The 18,714-nt window shown below is 34.6% G+C and carries 15 protein-coding genes; 7 read left to right on the top strand and 8 right to left on the bottom strand.

The window, feature by feature from the left end; genetic code table 11:
* Positions 1-25: 25 nt before the first annotated feature.
* Entirely contained in the window at positions 26-3,484 is a 3,459-nt protein-coding gene (gene mfd / locus J3U63_RS06430; RefSeq protein ID WP_267344057.1) for a transcription-repair coupling factor, read from the bottom strand.
* Between the two features lie 156 nt (positions 3,485-3,640).
* On the opposite strand from mfd, the gene lolC reads away from it, so the two are divergent.
* The 3 genes from lolC to lolE are packed head-to-tail and all read left to right on the top strand — an operon-like array spanning position 3,641 to position 6,796.
* Complete coding sequence (gene lolC, locus J3U63_RS06425; protein ID WP_416379668.1) at positions 3,641-4,843, top strand: lipoprotein-releasing ABC transporter permease subunit LolC; 1,203 nt, start codon at positions 3,641-3,643, stop codon at positions 4,841-4,843.
* Positions 4,836-5,552, top strand: coding sequence for a lipoprotein-releasing ABC transporter ATP-binding protein LolD (lolD, locus tag J3U63_RS06420; RefSeq protein WP_267367123.1), 717 nt, complete (start codon positions 4,836-4,838; stop codon positions 5,550-5,552). Before lolC ends, lolD begins: the two co-directional genes overlap by 8 nt.
* Positions 5,553-5,554: 2 nt before the next feature.
* Positions 5,555-6,796 carry a lipoprotein-releasing ABC transporter permease subunit LolE gene (gene lolE, locus J3U63_RS06415; protein ID WP_267344060.1) on the top strand — a complete coding sequence of 414 codons (1,242 nt, stop codon included), beginning with the start codon at positions 5,555-5,557 and terminating at the stop codon, positions 6,794-6,796.
* Between the two features lie 54 nt (positions 6,797-6,850).
* On the opposite strand, the gene J3U63_RS06410 is transcribed toward lolE, so the two are convergent.
* A complete protein-coding gene (locus J3U63_RS06410) occupies positions 6,851-7,609 on the bottom strand; it encodes a rhomboid family intramembrane serine protease (RefSeq protein ID WP_267371005.1) in 759 nt (252 codons plus the stop codon).
* A 49-nt stretch (positions 7,610-7,658) separates the two neighbouring features.
* Positions 7,659-8,153, bottom strand: a complete 495-nt coding sequence (locus J3U63_RS06405) for a GNAT family N-acetyltransferase (RefSeq protein ID WP_267334246.1) — start codon at positions 8,151-8,153, stop codon at positions 7,659-7,661.
* A 314-nt stretch (positions 8,154-8,467) separates the two neighbouring features.
* On the opposite strand from J3U63_RS06405, the gene J3U63_RS06400 reads away from it, so the two are divergent.
* Positions 8,468-9,103 carry a hypothetical protein gene (locus J3U63_RS06400; RefSeq protein ID WP_267371004.1) on the top strand — a complete coding sequence of 212 codons (636 nt, stop codon included), beginning with the start codon at positions 8,468-8,470 and terminating at the stop codon, positions 9,101-9,103.
* A gap of 1,055 nt (positions 9,104-10,158) precedes the next feature.
* Here the strand turns inward: J3U63_RS06400 and J3U63_RS06395 are convergent.
* On the bottom strand, positions 10,159-10,740 hold the full coding sequence (locus J3U63_RS06395; RefSeq protein ID WP_267371003.1) for an IMPACT family protein: 582 nt from the start codon (positions 10,738-10,740) through the stop codon (positions 10,159-10,161).
* Positions 10,741-10,794: 54 nt separating this feature from the next.
* On the opposite strand from J3U63_RS06395, the gene nfi reads away from it, so the two are divergent.
* Both nfi and J3U63_RS06385 read left to right on the top strand, forming a co-directional pair.
* Positions 10,795-11,466: a deoxyribonuclease V gene (gene nfi / locus J3U63_RS06390; protein WP_267371001.1), complete on the top strand. Its 672-nt coding sequence runs from the start codon at positions 10,795-10,797 to the stop codon at positions 11,464-11,466.
* Complete coding sequence (locus J3U63_RS06385) at positions 11,456-12,202, top strand: tRNA1(Val) (adenine(37)-N6)-methyltransferase (RefSeq protein WP_267334250.1); 747 nt, start codon at positions 11,456-11,458, stop codon at positions 12,200-12,202. The genes nfi and J3U63_RS06385 overlap by 11 nt, the downstream gene beginning before the upstream one ends.
* A gap of 24 nt (positions 12,203-12,226) precedes the next feature.
* Here the strand turns inward: J3U63_RS06385 and J3U63_RS06380 are convergent, their stop codons facing one another.
* The 4 genes from J3U63_RS06380 to apt all read right to left on the bottom strand — a co-directional run bounded on the left by J3U63_RS06380 (position 12,227) and on the right by apt (position 15,982).
* Positions 12,227-13,627, bottom strand: coding sequence for a basic amino acid/polyamine antiporter (locus J3U63_RS06380; protein ID WP_267334251.1), 1,401 nt, complete (start codon positions 13,625-13,627; stop codon positions 12,227-12,229).
* 51 nt (positions 13,628-13,678) lie between these two features.
* Complete coding sequence (gene ddaH / locus J3U63_RS06375; protein WP_267334252.1) at positions 13,679-14,449, bottom strand: dimethylargininase; 771 nt, start codon at positions 14,447-14,449, stop codon at positions 13,679-13,681.
* A 415-nt stretch (positions 14,450-14,864) separates the two neighbouring features.
* The gene (locus tag J3U63_RS06370) at positions 14,865-15,092 is read right to left on the bottom strand and encodes a PTS glucose transporter subunit IIA (protein ID WP_267370999.1); all 228 of its coding nucleotides are present in this window, start codon (positions 15,090-15,092) and stop codon (positions 14,865-14,867) included.
* Positions 15,093-15,430: 338 nt separating this feature from the next.
* On the bottom strand, positions 15,431-15,982 hold the full coding sequence (apt, locus tag J3U63_RS06365; RefSeq protein WP_267334254.1) for an adenine phosphoribosyltransferase: 552 nt from the start codon (positions 15,980-15,982) through the stop codon (positions 15,431-15,433).
* Positions 15,983-17,266: 1,284 nt separating this feature from the next.
* On the opposite strand from apt, the gene J3U63_RS06360 reads away from it, so the two are divergent.
* Positions 17,267-18,712 carry a sensor histidine kinase gene (locus J3U63_RS06360; RefSeq protein WP_267370998.1) on the top strand — a complete coding sequence of 482 codons (1,446 nt, stop codon included), beginning with the start codon at positions 17,267-17,269 and terminating at the stop codon, positions 18,710-18,712.
* Positions 18,713-18,714: the final 2 nt, after the last annotated feature.

Raw genomic sequence — 18,714 nt, 5'->3', positions numbered from 1 at the left:
TTTAAATTAATTATGAATTATGTTGTTAAGCTTGATGTTTAGCAAAATCAACCAATAAATTTTTAATATATTCAATACGTTCAAGACGTTGTAATTCTGATTTCAACAATTTTAATCGATTTGTGCCTTCTAGGCGATAATTTTTTGGCGCTTTTTGAATCATTTCTATTAAATAATCGACCGAAATTTTATTGTTAGGGCCAAACTCGATGAAACCGCCTTTTTCACCCAATTCAATTTTAGTAATGCCAAGTTGGCTTGCATGATGACGAATTTTAGTAATGTCTAATAAAAACAAAACAGCATCGGGTAATTGACCAAAGCGATCGCGCATTTCCACTTGAATATCGGTTAACTCATCTAAATCATCGACACTTGCGATACGTTTATAAAGGGATAGACGTGTGTTAACATCGGGAATAAAATCATCAGGAATTAATGTTGGTAAGCGTAATTCTATCTCGGTTTGTTGATTATTCAGTAAAGATTCAAGTGTTGGTTCTTTACCTTCTTTTAATGATTTAACGGCATCTTCAAGCAATTCGATATACAAATTAAAGCCAATGGTCTCAATTTGCCCACTTTGATCACTGCCGAGCAATTCACCGGCACCACGAATCTCAAGATCGTGCGTTGCGAGGGCAAAACCTGCACCTAAATCTTCTAATGTGGCGATAGCGTCAAGCCGTTTTTTAGCATCTTTACTGAGTAATTTAGGGTGCGGCGTTAACAGATAAGCGTAAGCTTGATGGTAAGAACGCCCAACGCGTCCGCGCAGTTGGTGTAATTGTGCCAGACCAAATTTATCTGCCCGTTCAATGATAATGGTATTGGCGTTGGGAATATCAATACCTGTTTCGACAATAGTTGTGCAGACTAGAAGATTAAATCGTTGATGATGAAAATCATTCATTATTCTTTCAAGATCGCGTTCATGCATCTGTCCATGACCAATTGCAATTCGCGCTTCCGGTACCAGTTCGGCTAGTTTTTCAGCAACAGCTTCAATATCTGATACATCATTATGCAAATAGTAGATCTGACCACCACGTAAAATTTCTCGTAAAATGGCTTCACGAATAACTAAATCGTCGTATTCCCGGACAAACGTTTTTACAGCTAAACGGCGCGCTGGTGGCGTTGCAATAATCGAGAGATCGCGCATACCACTCATTGCCATATTAAGCGTTCTTGGAATTGGCGTTGCGGTCAATGTTAAAATATCAATATTGGCTCGCATAGCCTTGATCCGCTCTTTTTGTCGAACCCCAAACCGATGTTCTTCATCAACAATAAGTAAGCCTAAATCTTTCCATTTCACGTCTTCTTGCAGTAATTTATGTGTGCCGATGACAATATCTACTTTGCCTTCAGCCAGTGCTTGAATTACCGCTTGTTGCTGTTTTGCTGTTTTAAAGCGGGATAAACTTTCAATACGTATTGGCCAATTGGCAAAACGATCGCAAAAATTTTCGTAGTGTTGCTGTGCTAATAGCGTTGTTGGCACTAAAACAGCGGCTTGTTTATGATTGATTACCGCTAAAAAAGCCGCTCGAATGGCAACTTCGGTTTTTCCAAATCCTACATCCCCACATACCAATCTGTCCATAGCATAAGGGGAGCACATATCACCAATAACAGCACCAATGGCATTTTGTTGATCTTCCGTTTCTTGATAAGGAAAAGCTTCACAAAAGAGTTTATATTGTTCACGATCTTGTTTAAATTCAAAACCGGGTTTACTTTCACGTTCAGCATAGATATCGAGTAATTCAGCTGCCACATCGCGGACTTTTTCAGCCGCTTTTTGCCGTGCTTTACTCCACGCATCGGTACCTAGTTTATTTAAGGGCGCATTTTCTTCATCGCCGCCTGAATAACGACTAATTAGATTCAGCGACGAAACAGGTACATAAAGTTTAGTCTCGTTAGCATAGAGTAAAATTAGATATTCTGCTGTAATACCACCGGTTTCAAGTGTGGTTAATCCTGCATATCGTCCAACCCCATGTTCTAAATGTACCACAGGTTTACCCGGTGTTAATTCAGCTAAACTACGAATTAAAGAATCAGTATTGATTGATTGTTTTGACTCTTTTTTACGGCGGATAATTCGTCGTCCTAGCAATTCGTTTTCAGTAATAAACGCAAAATTGTGCTGTAAATCTATAAACCCTTGTTCACTTGCGCCAACGATGACACAAAAGCGATCATTTATATTGTCTAGTTGATCTAATTGGGTAATTGTTGTGGGATAAATACGTAGACGACCAAGTATTTCTTGAAGCGCTTCTTTACGTCCTTCTGATTCGACCGAAAATATAATTTTACCCGCAAACTCTTTATTAAATTGTTCAAAATGAAAATAAGGATCTTTATGTTGAATTTGTATTGCAACATCAGGTAATGCACTAAAAGGTAAGTTAATATTTTTAGTTGATTGATTAACGGCTTCGTTTGCTACAATAAGTCGCGGATAATGTTTAAATTGCGCAAATATTTCATCGGTTTTAGACCAAATAACTGAGGGTGATAATAGTGGACGCATTGGATCAACTTGGCGACTTTCGTATCGCTGATTAATGTCTTGCCAATATTTATTGGCAAACTGTTCAATATTTGCCGTATTAATAATCAAAGTATTATCTAAAAAATATGAAAACAGCGGCACCAACGGCTCATTAAAAAATAACGCTTGCCAATATTCAATACCTGTTGGTAGGATGTTTTTACTGACTTGCTGATAAATGCTTTCTGGCTCAAGTCTCACTGCAAATTGTTCACGCCATTGACTACGAAATAGCTCAATAGCTGCTTTATCAAATGGAAATTCATGTGCAGGTAGCAGTTGAATTTGCTCAATTTCTTCAAAAGTGCGTTGGCTTTCAACATCAAAAGTTCGAATGCTATCAATCTCATCATCAAAAAAATCAATACGATAAGGTTTATCACTGCCCATTGGAAAAATATCAAATAATGCGCCGCGTGTGGCATATTCACCATGTTCCATTACTTGACTTACTGAGCGATAACCCGCATTTTCTAATTGTAAACGTAGGTGTTCACGGCTTATCTGCAGACCTTTTTTCATCATGAATACATGCCCACCTAAAAAGCTTTGCGGGCAAACTTTTTGCATTAATGTATTAATTGGTAAGATCAGAGCACCTTTGGTTAAATGACCAAGGTGATATAAGCAAGATAAGCGTGCCGATACAATGTCTTGATGTGGGGAAAAACTGTCATAAGGTAAGGTTTCCCAATCTGGGAAAAAAATAGACGGAAAGGGCGAAAATTGTTTTAGTTCTTCGTGTATGCGTGAGGTTTGCTGCATATCATCGGTAATAATCACCACTAATCCGTTATGAGCTTGAATTGCTTGCGCACAAAATAGTGATAAAGCTGAGCCAACTAGTTGACCACAGTGTTTTATGTCCCCAGGTTTTTGTGGAATAAGTGTTGATAGATTGATTGTTTTAGGCATAGGAATTTTTTTTGATATCAAAAAAAGTTATCGAAGGATTATAGCGTAATTACGTGGTTGTTTTCTATAACTGTTTAATCCTGTATGATAAGCAAATTCTACTTAACGAGTAAACTTTATTAAAAGTTTTAGGTAATATAAACGTTTATGTCAAAAATATTTCGCCCATTAGTTTTTTATATTGGCTTACGCTATGTTTATGGTCAAAAAACAGATGGCTTTGGTCGTTTTGTCTCGTGGTTATCGATGATAGGGATTATGCTAGGTTCGATTGGCTTAATTGTCGTGTTGTCGGTAATGAATGGGCTTGAAAATCAAATGCAAAATAGTATTTTGAAATTTTTTCCTCAAGCACAAATTACTTCAACGCAAGGTCGAATCGATCCTAATCTTACACCAAGTACGCTTTTTAATAGCATTAAGGGCGTCAATCGAATCACACCATTAGTGACTGGCGATGTAATATTACAAAGTGAACAAAGTATTACCGTAAGCACATTAATGGGCATTACAGCGGAAGATGAAGATCCTATCAATGATTATATTTATAGTGGCTCGATAGCTGATCTACAAGCTGGGCAATATAACGTAATTTTAGGGCAAACATTAGCAAATCAATTAGGGGTGACAGTCGGTGATAAAATTCGTTTAATGGTCACCGATGCCAGCCAAATTACCCCAGTAGGGCGCATCCCTTCTCAGCGTTTATTCAATATTGTTGGGTTATTTTCGGTCAATCATGATATCAATCAAGCGCTAATTTATATTAACCAATCCGATGCAAGAAATCTGTTACGTTATCCCGCTAATATGATTACAAGCTGGCGTCTATTTTTAGATAACCCTCTAAATATCGCAGCGGTAACAAATACGCCTTTGCCCGATGGTTTAATATTTAATGATTGGCGAGCCAAACGCGGTGAGTTATTTCAAGCGATAAAAATGGAAAAGAATGTGATGGGATTATTGATAAGCTTAATTGTTATTGTCGCTGCATTTAATATCATCACTTCGTTAAGTTTATTAGTGATGGAAAAACAAGGTGAAGTTGCAATCCTGAAAACTCAAGGGTTATCGCGATTTAAAATTATGCTAATTTTTATTATCCAAGGTGCCAGTTCGGGCGTGATGGGGACTTTATTAGGCAGTATTATTGGTCTAATTCTTGCTTTGAATTTAAATGAACTTATGCAAGTTTTGGGATTATCATTTGCAGGTATTGAGTTACCTTCGTTGGTTGAACCATCACAAATTATATTTATTATTATTGGATTGCTTATGTTATCGCTAATTTCAACTATCTATCCTGCTTATCGTGCAGCCAATATTCAACCTGCCGAGGCTTTACGTTATGAATAATTCAGAAAGACTACTTTGCGCTAAAAATCTTTATAAAACCTATAAAGAAGGCAAAATGGTGACCGAAGTGTTAAAAAATGTATCATTTGATATCTATCGTGGCGATATGTTAGCTATTATTGGTAGCTCAGGATCGGGGAAAAGTACACTTTTACATTTACTTGGTGGCTTAGATAAGCCAACATCTGGCGAAATCTTTTTTAAATCACAACAGCTTAATCAATTGTCTGAAGTGCAAAAAGCGCATTTACGTAACCAAGAAATTGGTTTTGTTTATCAGTTTCATCACCTTTTACCGGATTTTACTGCACTTGAAAATGTGGCGATGCCGTTATTAATTGGCGGTGTTTCGGCTAACGAAGCTAAAAAACGGGCAATGGCAATGTTAGAATCGGTTAACTTAGTGAAACGAGCAAACCATCGACCGGCTGAACTTTCGGGTGGGGAACGCCAACGAGTCGCTATTGGTCGCGCATTAATCAATAATCCTGCATTAGTGATGGCTGATGAACCAACAGGAAATCTGGATAAATCAACTGCCGATACTATTTTTGATTTGTTAATTCGTTTAAATCGTGAACATGGCACCGCTTTTTTAGTTGTCACGCATGATTTAAGTTTGGCAAAAAAATTAGATAAACAGTTAACTATGAGCGATGGGCAATTGTTGAGTAATTGTGAGTCAGACAAACCGTTACTGGAAAATTAACTATGAATTTATCATTATTGACGGCTATTAAATTTCGAAAAGGTCGTCGTAAAAGTGGCATGTTATCTTTAATTTCGATTATCTCAACCCTGAGTATTGCTATTGGCATTGCTGCTTTAATAATTGGTTTAAGTGCGATGAATGGCTTTGAACGCGAATTACATAATCGTGTTTTATCGGTTGTACCGCATGGACAATTATATCCACAATATGGCAATTTAGAACAATGGCGTCAGGTGCAAAAGGAGTTAAAAGAAAATAAGAATATTGTTTCAGCAGTGCCTTTTGTCAATTTTACTGGTTTGATTGAAAATGGTAGCAAACTTGGGGCGGTTGAAGTGCAAGGTATCGATCCTGAACAAGAAAGCCAAACAAGTGCGCTGCCTAAATTTGTATTGAATAACAAATGGCAAGAATTTAAATCTGATAGTCAACAGGTGATTATTGGTGCAGGATTAGCCAAAACATTATCAATTAAAGAGGGCAGCTGGGTTTCGTTATTGCTTCCAGTATCAACCAATGGCTCAACTCAACTTAAACAACCAAAGCGCGTACGTTTACACGTTGTTGGTATTTTAGATTTAAGTGGTAGCTTAAGTAACAATGTGGCTTTAGTGCCTCTAGCTGATGCACAAAAGTTGCTAGACATGGGTGACAGTGTCACGGGTGTTATGGTTAATGTTGATAAAGTATTCGATGCAAGCCGTATTATTGCTCAAGCTGCATTGGGTTTGGATATGAATTTGTCTTTTAATAGTTGGGAAAACGCTTATGGCTTTATGTACCGAGATATTCAGATGATAAGACAAATTATGTATTTGGCGATGATTGTAGTTATTGGCGTTGCTTGTTTTAATATTGTATCTACACTTGTTATTGCTGTGAAAGATAAACAACGTGATATTGCTATACTTAAAACGCTTGGTGCAACCAATGGTCTGATCAAACATATTTTTATTTGGTATGGCATTATTTCTGGATTGATTGGGAGTTTAATGGGCGTAATATTAGGTGTTGTAGTTGCATGGCAATTATCAAATATTATGAAAGTAGTCGAATCACTGATGGGACATAAAATTTTAAATAGCCATATCTATTTTGTCGATTTTTTACCCTCAGAAATTCATTTTACCGATGTCGCAATAGTATTTGTTACAGCTATGTTATTAAGCTTAGTTGCGAGTTATTATCCTGCTAAGCGAGCTTGTAAAGTTGATCCTGCTCGTATTTTAAATAGTTTTTAGCGATTTACTTTCATTACAAAAGCGCGGTATGAAATGAATCATTCGCGCTTTTTTTCAGTCATTTTTATGATATAGCTCCAAATATTTGTAAAATAATTCTTCATATGGGGTTAATTCATAGACCAATAAAACGAATATAGCCGCTACAATTACAAGTAAAGTTAAAAGCAGTATCATGCCTAATTTACTTGGATAATGGGCCAATTTAAGACAAGTAAAGAAAGCAAAGCTTATGATAAATCCGCTAATCGCGCCCGCTACATGGGCAATATTATTAATAGACGGTAACAATCCCAGTCCTGCGGTTAAGACTAAACTAATTAAGATAGCTTTGATTGGCATCTCTTCGAAATTAGTTTTAAATACTAAACTATAAGCTAATAGTGAGGTAATAACACCAATAATGGCGCCCGACGCACCGCAGCTAACCACATGTTGATAAAGTAAAAAAAAGTCACTGATTAAGTTACCAAACAAACCGGAAAACAAGTAGATGCCAATATACACAAAAGCTGGTATGCGTTTTTCTAAAATAGGGCCTACGCTCCATAAGGCAAGCATGTTCATTACTAAATGTGTCAAATCAGCATGCACAAACATACTGGTAAATAAGCGCCAATATTCATGGTAAAATAAGGTTAATTCCGCATTATCTGCTCCCCAAAGAATAAGAAATTGTTCATCAGTCATATAGGTTAATGTAGTGAAACCTAATAATCGTGATACCACAAAATAACCCACATTTAACATTATTAAAACATTTGTGATTTTAGCTTGTGATGTAAGTATTTTTAATACATTGACTATGCGCATTAAAAAAAGATCCTTTATAACAGTAGGGAATAATAAGCAGTGATGAAAATCAGGACAATCGCTTACCAAGTATAATTAAGTCACGTTTGATCCCATCAAGCTCTGCAATATTAGGAAATAGCCCCCATTGTTGATACTGCATTTTTTTAAACAATGCTAAGCTTGGAATATTATGACCAAAGATATAACTCATAATAGCGGTTATTCCTACTTTTTGAGCAAATTCCTCAATGTGCTCAACGGCTTTTTGCCCAATTTGTTGACCACGAAAATCTTGATGGATATAAAGGCTAATTTCGACTGTTTTATTATAGGCGGGTCGTCCATAAAAGGATGACAAACTAACCCAACCGCATGGTTGATTATGGTATTGAATTAACCAAAGCGGACGGTTTTGAGGGTTATGTTGTTCAAACCAAGCCACTTTGCTTTGTACTGAAACAGTTTCAGTATCGGCAGTGACCATGCGGCTAGCAATGGTTGAATTGTAGACATCAACGATAAAAGGTAAATCAGCTAAAGTGGCATCGCGGTAGGTGATCATATTTTCAATTATTAAAAACTATTTTCACATCATTGTAATGAGATTATCTATATCAAGCAACTAGTGAATTGTACTAATCTATACTGAAAAAATGAACAAAAATACTTTTCAAGATGATTGCTTACAACAAAGAGTTTCGCAGTAAATAATCGTTATATAACGATTAAATTGTTTATATTTTTTAGTCAACAGAACAACCAGTCAAAAAATTCAATAGCCATTTTCGCAAAATAATATTATTTTATGGAAAATATTTTGATTTTTTACAAAAAAGACAATTAAAATCTAAATAAAATAGTAATAAGGAAAAAATAATGAAAAAACAGGTAAAAGAACCCTATATTGCTTTTGATCCTGAACAGGCAACATTTTTATTTGATCGCCATTTTAAATTAGAATCACGCGATGAAATCCTCCCCAAAATTGCTAAAATGATTCACCACATGTTTCTCCCTAAAAAAAGGTTTTTGTGTTTAGGTGGATCGATCGTTGCTTTTATCCTCGTTGTTTTAATTACGGCAACATTTGGTCTGCCAATGAAAATGATGACTAGTGTGGCATTTATTATTATGCTCTTTGGAATTGGTATGGTGTTCTCTTTAATTAGTCATTATATTGCGGTCTTTACCGAAATAAGACGATTAAAAAAACTTTACAAAAATGCACAATGGCCATGTGAGTCATACTGTGCTTTTTATGAAGAAGGCTTCTATTATAAAGCAATGGACATGGAAGGGGTTTTCTACTGGGAGGACTTTATGTGTATTATGGTAACGCATGAAGTACTCTCTTTCAACTTTTGCCCAGCCGAAACACCAAAAGGCAAAGAAATGAAAAAATTCTACCCACGCTTAGATACCTTTTACATGTTCATTCATGGCGATCGACAAATACTCGAATTGATGATAATCCTTAGCCAACAAATTGGTGATCTGGTTGAGTTTAGGTAGACATGGGGGATTTTGGGTTAGTCTAGCTTTTGGACGTAATTATCGTTATGAAAAAACATTAAACTATTTACGTCCGAAATTCTACCTAATCCAAATTTATGCGAGTTTTAACCCTTTTTTTTGACCTTGTTTTAAATCGAATAAAATCAATAAATTACAAATTCATCAAAAAAAGGGTTTGAACCATCCAAAACACTATTTACCTTTGCCCAAACACAGTTTATAGTATCTGACACGCTAGTTCACTGCCGTGTAGGTAGTTTAGAAAATAAATAAACCTTGAAATATTTAGAAATGTATGTTCACTGCCGTGTAGGTAGTTTAGAAAATCTGGCGCTCGCTCACATAAAATAATAATACGTTCACTGCCGTGTAGGTAGTTTAGAAAGTATCTCATGCCCATTTTCGATGTGTTCATTAGTTCACTGCCGTGTAGGTAGTTAAATAATCCTCTCAGACTAAAAGTCTACCCAAAATCCAAGGACAGGCGTGCGTTTTCGTATAGCCTTCCTAAAATGACAAAGTCTATTAAAAAATCTAAAACAATTCCACTCACGAATATAAAAATAGATAAATAAGTTATTGATATTGTTAAAGTTAATATTTGCACAATGATAAAACGCTGACAAATGAGAGTGGTGCATGTCTATAGGGATGTTAGGTAAGGTACGGCCTTTGTTAGCAACAAATCAGCAAACTACACAACGCGAAGAACAAGGGACGTTGCAGCCCCCTTTCTAGCATTTTGTGGCGCAAATTTTTATGGAAAAAATTTGAACAGATGATGGTTCGAAGAGGTAAGTATCCTAGATGACACAGGTAGCTTCGGGGGATTTTGCACAAATCTCCCAATTCGGGCGTTTTTACTGAAAAGAAAAATCAGCCAATTATTAGCGCCCCAGAAATTAAGAATTAAAGAAACGAATTTCTTAATAAATGGAAACAATTCTTTCTTAGATGTTGAAGTAAAGTGGGCATTTTAGTATCAACCTCAACATCGTCAAACCATTAATGTCCTAAATCATAAAAAATAGTAACATAACATTTTCAGAATGTTATTTCTCTATCACCACTCTACCACGTGTTATATCACTGATATTTTTTTGTAATGTTGTTATTTTATCTTGGGTGATTGCTAAGCTAACTTCTACGCCTTCGGCGTCAAAATCTTGATGTTCGATAATGGCATCAAGTTCTTTTAGGCGATTTTCAATAATCGGCCATTCGTTATAGTAGCAGTGAAATTGCAGAGGAATACGGGTTATGAGTTCGATCAACTGGGCTTGTTGTAAGCAGTGGCTGGCGCTGCCACCGTAAGCACGAATTAATCCACCTGTACCTAATTTTATGCCACCAAAATAGCGCGTAACCACTACCACGACTTGATCACAATCCTGTCCTTCAATTGCTGATAGAATTGGGCGACCTGCGGTGCTGGTGGGTTCGCCATCGTCATTAAAGCGGTAGTGTTGACCGATTTTCCATGCCCAGCAGTTGTGTGTAGCATTAATATCGCTAACTTGTTCAATAAATTGGCTTGCCTGATCGGCAGTGGTGACGGGCGCAGCATTGACGATAAAACGGCTTTTTTTTATTTCTTCAGTCAATTCAACTGGATTTGTTAATGTATATCGCATACTAATTCTGTTAAAATCACTTTATTGCCGATAATAATACCCAGCAGAATAAAAATGTCTATCAATTTAGCACAATTAAAGCAATCCCAGCAACGCTTAGCCAATCAGGTAAAAATGGTTGATGATTTTAATCCCGCAATAAAGTTAGTGGGGGGGACCGATGTTGGATTTGAAGATGATGGTATTGTCACGCGAGCGGCTATTGTCATTTTAACTTATCCTGATTTTAAAGTAGTTGAGTATCATATTGCACGCTTAAAAACTGAATTTCCTTATATTCCCGGTTATTTATCGTTTCGTGAATATCCCGCTTTACTTAGCGCTTGGCAGCAAGTGAAGCATAAACCGGATCTTTTGTTGGTCGATGGTCAGGGTGTTGCGCATCCAAGGCGTTTGGGTATTGCCAGCCATTTAGGATTATTGTTAGATATGCCAACTATTGGTGTGGCAAAAAAACGCCTATGTGGTCAATTTTCGCCGATCGCTAAAATAGCAGGTCAAGTTACCCCATTAGTTGATAAGCAACAACAAATTGGTTGGGTGTTACAAAGTAAAAATAATTGTAATCCACTATTCATCTCATCTGGTCATCGTGTTAGCCAAGATAGTGCGTTAAAATGGGTTAATCTATGTTTACGTGGTTATCGTTTGCCTGAACCGACGCGTTGGGCTGATGCTATTGCTTCGAATAAACCGTTATTCAAAAAGAGTCTTGATGCCAAATAATCATTTATCACTCAAAAAAGGTGGTTTTACCTTTAAACATTTTTTTGTCGCTCATGATAAAAGCCCAATGAAAGTAACAACCGATAGTTGTTTATTAGGCGCCTGGGCACCGATTACACATGCACCTAAACAGGTACTTGATATTGGCACGGGTTGTGGTGTGATTGCTTTAATGTTAGCCGCGCGCCTTATTAATCGTGATTGTCAGATTGATGCTATTGATATTGATAAACAGGCTGTAAACCAGTGTCAGCAAAATGCCTTTTCTGCTGATTTTAGCAAGGTTAACGCCATTGAGGGAGATATCAATCAATTTAGAATAGAGTCATCTGGTTGTTATGATCTGATTGTTACCAATCCTCCCTATTTTGAATCTGCCGTTGATTGCCGTGATCGCCAAAGGCAACTGGCTCGCTATACTGAAAGTTTGAGCTATCAACAGCTGCTTGATGTTGTAAAACGGTTATTAAGCATAACGGGTAGGTTTTGTTTGGTTTTGCCTTATCACTTATCCAATCAATTTAAGTTATTAGCAAAGTCTAATCATTTATATTTACAGCAAGAACTCAAAGTTAAGTACTCTGCCAACAAATCCTTTTCTTTGTCATTAATGACTTTTGCTTTTCAGCCTTGTGATGCTGTTTTGGAACAGCATCTTTGTATGCGAGATGAGGATGGGCGCTATTCCGATGATTTTCGAGCTTTATTGGTCGATTTTTATCTGTTTCGAAAATAACGCTTGATAATTCGTTTAATAGCTTTACATATAAAAATATAGAATTGCAGTCATCCCTAATATGACAATAGTTAAGGCATAGATTTTGTCGTGTAAAAAACTAAAAGCTGGGAGTGATCGTTGTTTTCGTGCATAGAGATAAAATAATAAACCTACACTGTATAAAATCATAGAGAGCAATAAGTAAACAATGCCTCCAGCATAAATCAACCAAAATCCATAAATTGAACCAATACTACCAATAAAAATTAAGTCGGTTTTTCGTTGTTTAACCGCCAATTTAAAAACAAATAGCGCCGAAAGTAAGTAGGGGATTAGTACCATTGACGTTGAGAGTTGAATTAGGGTGTTATAGCCAGATTGATAGAAGTGGGCAAGAATGATTAAAACACTAATTAGCGCGGTAGTTAGCCACAATGCATTAACAGGCGTGCCGTTTTTATTGATCTTACCAAAATAACTCGGTACAGTGTGTCTGTTACCATGTCCGGTTAAAAATAGCATTTCGGCTGCAAGTAATAACCAAGAGAGTAACCCACCACTGACCGAAACAATTAAACCAATATTTATAAATGTCGCTCCCCAACTGCCAACCACTCGTTCGATCACCCAAGCCATGGATGGATTTTTCATTTCGGCAAGTTCTTGTTGGGGTACGATTCCTAGCGATAAAACCGAAACACATACTAATAATAGGCTAGTGATTGCAAAGCCGAAAAAGGTTGCTCGGCTAATGCTTAAAATTGTTTTTGCCCGTGACGCATAAACCGTCGCACTTTCGATACCTAAATAAACCCATACCGTGTAAAGCATGGTATGTTTGACCTGATCGATGACCGATCCTAATTGTGGTGTTCCCCAAAAATTGGTGTTAAAGGTATCGATTTTAAATGCAAGAATCACGCAAATAATAAATAAACCAATGGGCACAATTTTAGCCAATGTGACTAAACAATTTAATAAAAATGCGCGATAAATTCCCTTTAAAATAAAAGTATGGACAATCCATAAAAAGACCAAACCACCCATGACAGCAGGCAATGTGGTTCCATTGCCAAAAAAACGCAAACAGTCAAACGAGCCTAATGCACTGAATAAAATGACTAAATAGCTGGCACAAGACATCCAGGCGGATATCCAATATCCCCATGCTGCATTAAAGCCGATATAATCACCAAAACCTTCACGGACATAACCGTATAATCCATCATTGATCTTGTAAAATCGAATCGACAAATATTGAAAGATTCGTGTTAGCATTAACATGCCAATTAAGGTTATTACCCAAGCAATTAAAATCGAACCAGCCCCTGATGCTTCGGCCATATTTTGCGGCAAACTAAAAATACCACTGCCAACAATACTGCCTACCACTAACAAGGTTAGTGGCAAAATACCAAGTTTTGTTTTTGTAGGTGTATTCATGTTGTTATCTTTTTTAAAGGGTTAAAAATAGCGTCATTTAATACATCAACATTAAAATCGTAATGACATACAGCTGACGCCACCGTCAACCTTTCGATATTCAGAGGTATCGACTTCAATGACTTGATAGCCTAATGCTTCGATTTTTGCTTTTGTGATCGGATAACCGGCTGGCATAATGACGCGATCATTAACCCAAATACAGTTAGCGGCATAACTTTCTTGTTCAGGGATCTCAATTATATTAAGGTGTTGAAATTCCGGCTTAGTGATAAATTCGCCTGCTGCAAGTAAATTATTATTTTCCAAATAGGCTAGGCCTGTTTTTAAATGGAGAACCTTTTCTAAAGTGACAACCGATCCTGTCATACCATATTTTTTTAATATGGCAATCATTTGATCGGCACCAGCTTGATTGGTACGCGCCGATAAACCAATATAATAATGATCACCAACCATCATAATATCGCCAGCTTCAACCGTTCCCGGCGCTGTAATGGCTTCGACTTTATTTGGATAAAAACGTTCAATGGTATCGGCAATGATAGTTGTTTCATCTCGTCGACTTTCAGCGCCCGGTCTTGTGATTATTGCACAATGCGGCGTACAAAGTACGGCATCTTCAACAAATACAGAATCAGGAAAACGTTCATCAGCGGGAAGAATGGTGATGTCAACATCGCATTGCTGTAAAGCGCGAATGTAATCATTATGTTGATTTAAGGCTTTTTGATAATCGGGTTTACCTAAATTAGCTGACGTTAGCCCATTAATTAGTGATTTAGCGGGTGTTCTGGCAATAATATGACTAAATTTTTTCATTTTCTATTTATTTCCTTTTTTAATAATTATGCTTTATTTTTGAATAATAATTCACATTAAGCGCTTAATCAAGTATTAATGTGATTTTTTATGCAATTATTTTATTTGTTTGTCAATAATGAAGTTTACGATTGTGACTTTGACGGGTTTTTTAATGATAGAACGTAACAATTTTGTTATTTGAGTGCTTGGTTTTGTGATCCTTAGCTTAGCTTTGCTTTGATAGCATCATTAATCGATCATGGCTAATCATTGTTGGCTAAGGGTATTATAATTGTCATAAAATTATTACGGTTGGTTATCGCAATTGATGTTAACAAATTAATTATATTCTTCTTTTTTAAGCTATTGATATCGTGTTAAATAAGTTATCGCCTTTTTTGATTTTGTCGCCAGTATTGATAAGTGTGTTAAACTATTTGCCTTCCAGTGCGACTGTTTCTTGTCCAATATGAATCAGTAATTTAATACCTAATTTGGATGTTAAACTCATGGCGTGTTTGGTATGAAATAGCTCACATTCTCTACCACCAAAAGGCGCATAAACGATGACTTTAAGTGGCTCAATGACAACACTTTTATCAACAACTTTTTCAGAAAAGATAGTGCCAGGCACTTTGTTAATTGATTCAACTGCCCTCAATTGGTAAATAGATGTCTTATTGGTTGATTGTTTCTAATGTAACAGGGTACGTTTTGAACTATCTCATTGAGTATTTGTTCTGTAGGGGGGGTATTAACTAATTTATTATGCATAACAAGGTTATTTTCAACAATTGATATTGCTTTTGATATCTATTCCAATAGCATAATAATCCCTTTGGAATCGATAGCCAGTCCAGAATGTTGCATCGATAAGTGTTTTTTTTGAGCAGGTGCAATAGATAAAAAATTATTTTGATTTTCTACGATAACATTGATGAAAAGATGGGACGCTACAAGTGCAATAGGGCGAAAGTTTCGCCCTACTATAAAGGTGATTTACTTTCCTTCAAAATCAATGAGTGTAAAACAATTGATTCCAGCTTGAGTTAATTTGGTTTTGCCTTGTAAATCAGGTAAGTTAATAACAAAAGCGGCATCTTGTGCAATTCCACCACATCGTTGTATTAATTTTGCTGTCGCTGCAACTGTGCCACCCGTAGCCAACAGATCATCAATAATCAATACGCGCTCTCCCGATTTGATCGCATCGGAATGAATTTCGAGCGTATCGGTACCATATTCAAGTTGATATTCTTCTTTAAATACATGACGCGGTAGCTTATTTGGTTTTCTAACCGGCACAAAACCAACACCTAAAGCTAATGCAATGGGTGCAGCGAAGATAAAGCCTCGCGCTTCAGTACCCACAACTTTATCGATTTTTTTATCTTTATAATGATCAATTAATAGATCGACAGACGCCTTAAACGCGATAGGATCTTCCAATAAACTGGTAATATCGCGAAATAAAATGCCTTTTTTAGGATAGTCTGGAATAGTGATAATACTGTTTTTAATCAGTGTAAGTTTTTCTTGTATATGAGTCATGTTAGATGTTCTCTACATTTTTCTATAACAATGGCTAATCTTCTATTATATACCTTTGCGCTCAATGCTGGCAATAATCAATGAGTCTTTAGCACTTTAGTAACTACCATTTTAGTTGTATCTAATTATCAATATTTAATTCAGTAAATATTATGTAAAGTTAGACGTTTTTTTGAAAGTTTATTCGAATAGTTGATTTAATTTGACTGCTACTTAAACACTTAGTTAAAGTAATAATCCTAATTATTTTATAATTAATTTTATTTTATTATATTGAAAAATATAAGCAATTTACTGGTTAAATAATTGAGTGATATTTTTTTGTAAAATTAACTTACGAATTAATAAATAAAAACTAAACACTATTTTTCTTTTTCTTTTTCTTTTTCTTTTTCTTTATAAATAATTTATACAACACTTATAGCTATTTATTTTTTTGTCATGATCACCTATGATAGATGAATCTATTAATAGCTTGCTATTATAAGAGTGATTTATTATTTTTCTTTGTGGTTCAATACATTGTCATAGATCTAAATTAGTTGTAACAATTAGATTATCAAGTTATATCATCAACTAATTGAAAATGTGTCAAATTTAATAAAAATTGACTACAATCGAAAATGATATGTAAATCTAACGAAATGATTTCAATATTATCATTGATTTTGACATAACTTCTCGTAATTTGATTAATATAATGAGCAGTATAAATGCATTATTTGTATTGATGATATCAAAATGTATGTTACAAATTATCAGTAATTTTTTTAACAAATATTCAAAGTAATATAACTAAAATTTAAAATTATTGTTAATAATAAAAACATGTTCCAATAATTTTTTGTAAATGGCTTTTTTACAATTTTTTGCAATTAAATACAATAATTAGACAGTTTAATTAACAAAAAGATGATAATTGCACAAATTTTTCACAGAAAAATTATAAGGTTAATTATCAAAAATAAGTTGTTGCTTAGCTTTTAATGGTTATTTTTATCAAGAAAAAAACAAGGTTAAACCCAAATTTGTTTGATGTCGGTATTGCTTAATTCAAATAAGTGATAGGTTTATAAATTTAGCTTTAGTAATTGAACTTTAATCTCCATTACTCTATGAGTATCTTAAAAAGATTAAAAATTTCATAGTAGTTTTAGGTGTTGAACACCTGTGGAAGTTATTTTTTATTTGGTAATTTGAATTGAAAGTGGTGTGACGTTTATCGTAAAAACATCAATGAAAACAATGTTAATTTAAACAGTTTGCTATTATAAAAATTAATTTATGAAAACATTAACAGCAATTTTATCAATTTTTATATTTATTATTGCTATTAGCTATTTAAGTTGGTGGAGTACTGAAAATAAAGGTGTTATAACCCCAAATAACCGACAAAAACTAGTGCAGGCTTGCTTTGAAAATATAAATACTATGATTGAATCTTGTTTTAGTCAATACTCGATGTATTTTAATCGTTTTAATTTGGATTTAAAAAATGAAAAAAATGATATTCAATGTTTGCTGGAAACTCAAAATAGTATACAAAACTACTTGAAAATTGAGAAAAATAAAATTAGCTGTTTAATTACTTCAAATCATAAACATTGGACTAAATTAACAGAACCAATCAAATATGAAAAAGCTACTTTAAGTAATCGCAGTATCATATCAGAATTATTTCCAGCTAAGTTTGGCTGGTACCAAGATTATAATCATATAATCTATTGGTTAATTAAGGATAATAACATAATAGGTTCAGAATTTTATTCAATAAATAGAGACATTGCCCCCCCTTTCTTTGCTGATAAAGTATTAATAGCTAATCATTTTATTTTATTTAATTATGATAAGCAGAGCCATTCAAAAGAAAAACTATATAACAATAATATCAAAATTAATTTTGATTATCTTTCCCCATATTGGAAAGTACTCCATTATTTTGAAACAAAATCTTTAACTTACTTTTATGCGTTTTTTGTTTTTTTGATTATTTTGTTTACTATATTACTTATTCTTACAATCATATATTTTTATCGAAAATACTTTCAAACTTTATGTAGGGCTGAGCCAAAACTAAATTTAGCAGATCAACTTTCCCACGAGTTTAAGATTCCTTTAACTAATATCATAATATATAGCGAAATATTAAAAGAAAAATTAAGTAATGAACCCTGTCAACTAATTGATTATATAGATGTTATTATTTGTGAAAGCAAACGGTTAACACGGTTAGTTCAAAATGTTTTGACTTTTAATAAGATGATAAAACTGAATATAAAGCCTGTAAATATAACAAAGCTTGTTCGACAAGTTTATTCTACATTTAAACCAGTTTTTGACAGTAAATCATTACAATTCAATTTAATTATAAACTCTAAAAAAGAGTGTTTTATTGATACTGATGAAGATAGTGTTGTGCATATAATCTGCAATTTTCTAAATAATGCTGAAAAATATGCATCGGATGGTAAAAAAGTTGATTTAGTATTAAATAAACAAAAAAATAAAATTATGGTTACTGTTCGTGATTATGGTAAAGGTATTCCTAATCATTTATTAGAACAGATGTTTAGACCATTTTACAGCATAAATTTATCATCTGCAGAAGGATTATCTGGCACAGGTATTGGACTTACAATTGCTAAGCAATTAGCAAATAATTTGAATGCAACTATTGAAGTAACTAATCAAAAACCAGGTGTTGCTTTCTCATTGATTTTGACGGAGTAAAC

Origin of the sequence: Gilliamella sp. B2838 (genome assembly GCF_026536185.1) — a bacterium.
Lineage (GTDB): Bacteria > Pseudomonadota > Gammaproteobacteria > Enterobacterales > Orbaceae > Gilliamella.
This window is presented reverse-complemented; position numbering and strand designations above follow the sequence as displayed.

Coding starts and splice junctions, on each gene's coding strand:
- mfd (WP_267344057.1), bottom strand. CDS start 3,484: ATGCCTAAAACAATCAATCTATCAACACTTATTCCACAAAAACCTGGG.
- lolD (WP_267367123.1), top strand. CDS start 4,836: ATGAATAATTCAGAAAGACTACTTTGCGCTAAAAATCTTTATAAAACC.
- lolE (WP_267344060.1), top strand. CDS start 5,555: ATGAATTTATCATTATTGACGGCTATTAAATTTCGAAAAGGTCGTCGT.
- J3U63_RS06410 (WP_267371005.1), bottom strand. CDS start 7,609: ATGCGCATAGTCAATGTATTAAAAATACTTACATCACAAGCTAAAATC.
- J3U63_RS06405 (WP_267334246.1), bottom strand. CDS start 8,153: ATGATCACCTACCGCGATGCCACTTTAGCTGATTTACCTTTTATCGTT.
- J3U63_RS06400 (WP_267371004.1), top strand. CDS start 8,468: ATGAAAAAACAGGTAAAAGAACCCTATATTGCTTTTGATCCTGAACAG.
- J3U63_RS06395 (WP_267371003.1), bottom strand. CDS start 10,740: ATGCGATATACATTAACAAATCCAGTTGAATTGACTGAAGAAATAAAA.
- nfi (WP_267371001.1), top strand. CDS start 10,795: ATGTCTATCAATTTAGCACAATTAAAGCAATCCCAGCAACGCTTAGCC.
- J3U63_RS06385 (WP_267334250.1), top strand. CDS start 11,456: ATGCCAAATAATCATTTATCACTCAAAAAAGGTGGTTTTACCTTTAAA.
- J3U63_RS06380 (WP_267334251.1), bottom strand. CDS start 13,627: ATGAATACACCTACAAAAACAAAACTTGGTATTTTGCCACTAACCTTG.
- ddaH (WP_267334252.1), bottom strand. CDS start 14,449: ATGAAAAAATTTAGTCATATTATTGCCAGAACACCCGCTAAATCACTA.
- apt (WP_267334254.1), bottom strand. CDS start 15,982: ATGACTCATATACAAGAAAAACTTACACTGATTAAAAACAGTATTATC.
- J3U63_RS06360 (WP_267370998.1), top strand. CDS start 17,267: ATGAAAACATTAACAGCAATTTTATCAATTTTTATATTTATTATTGCT.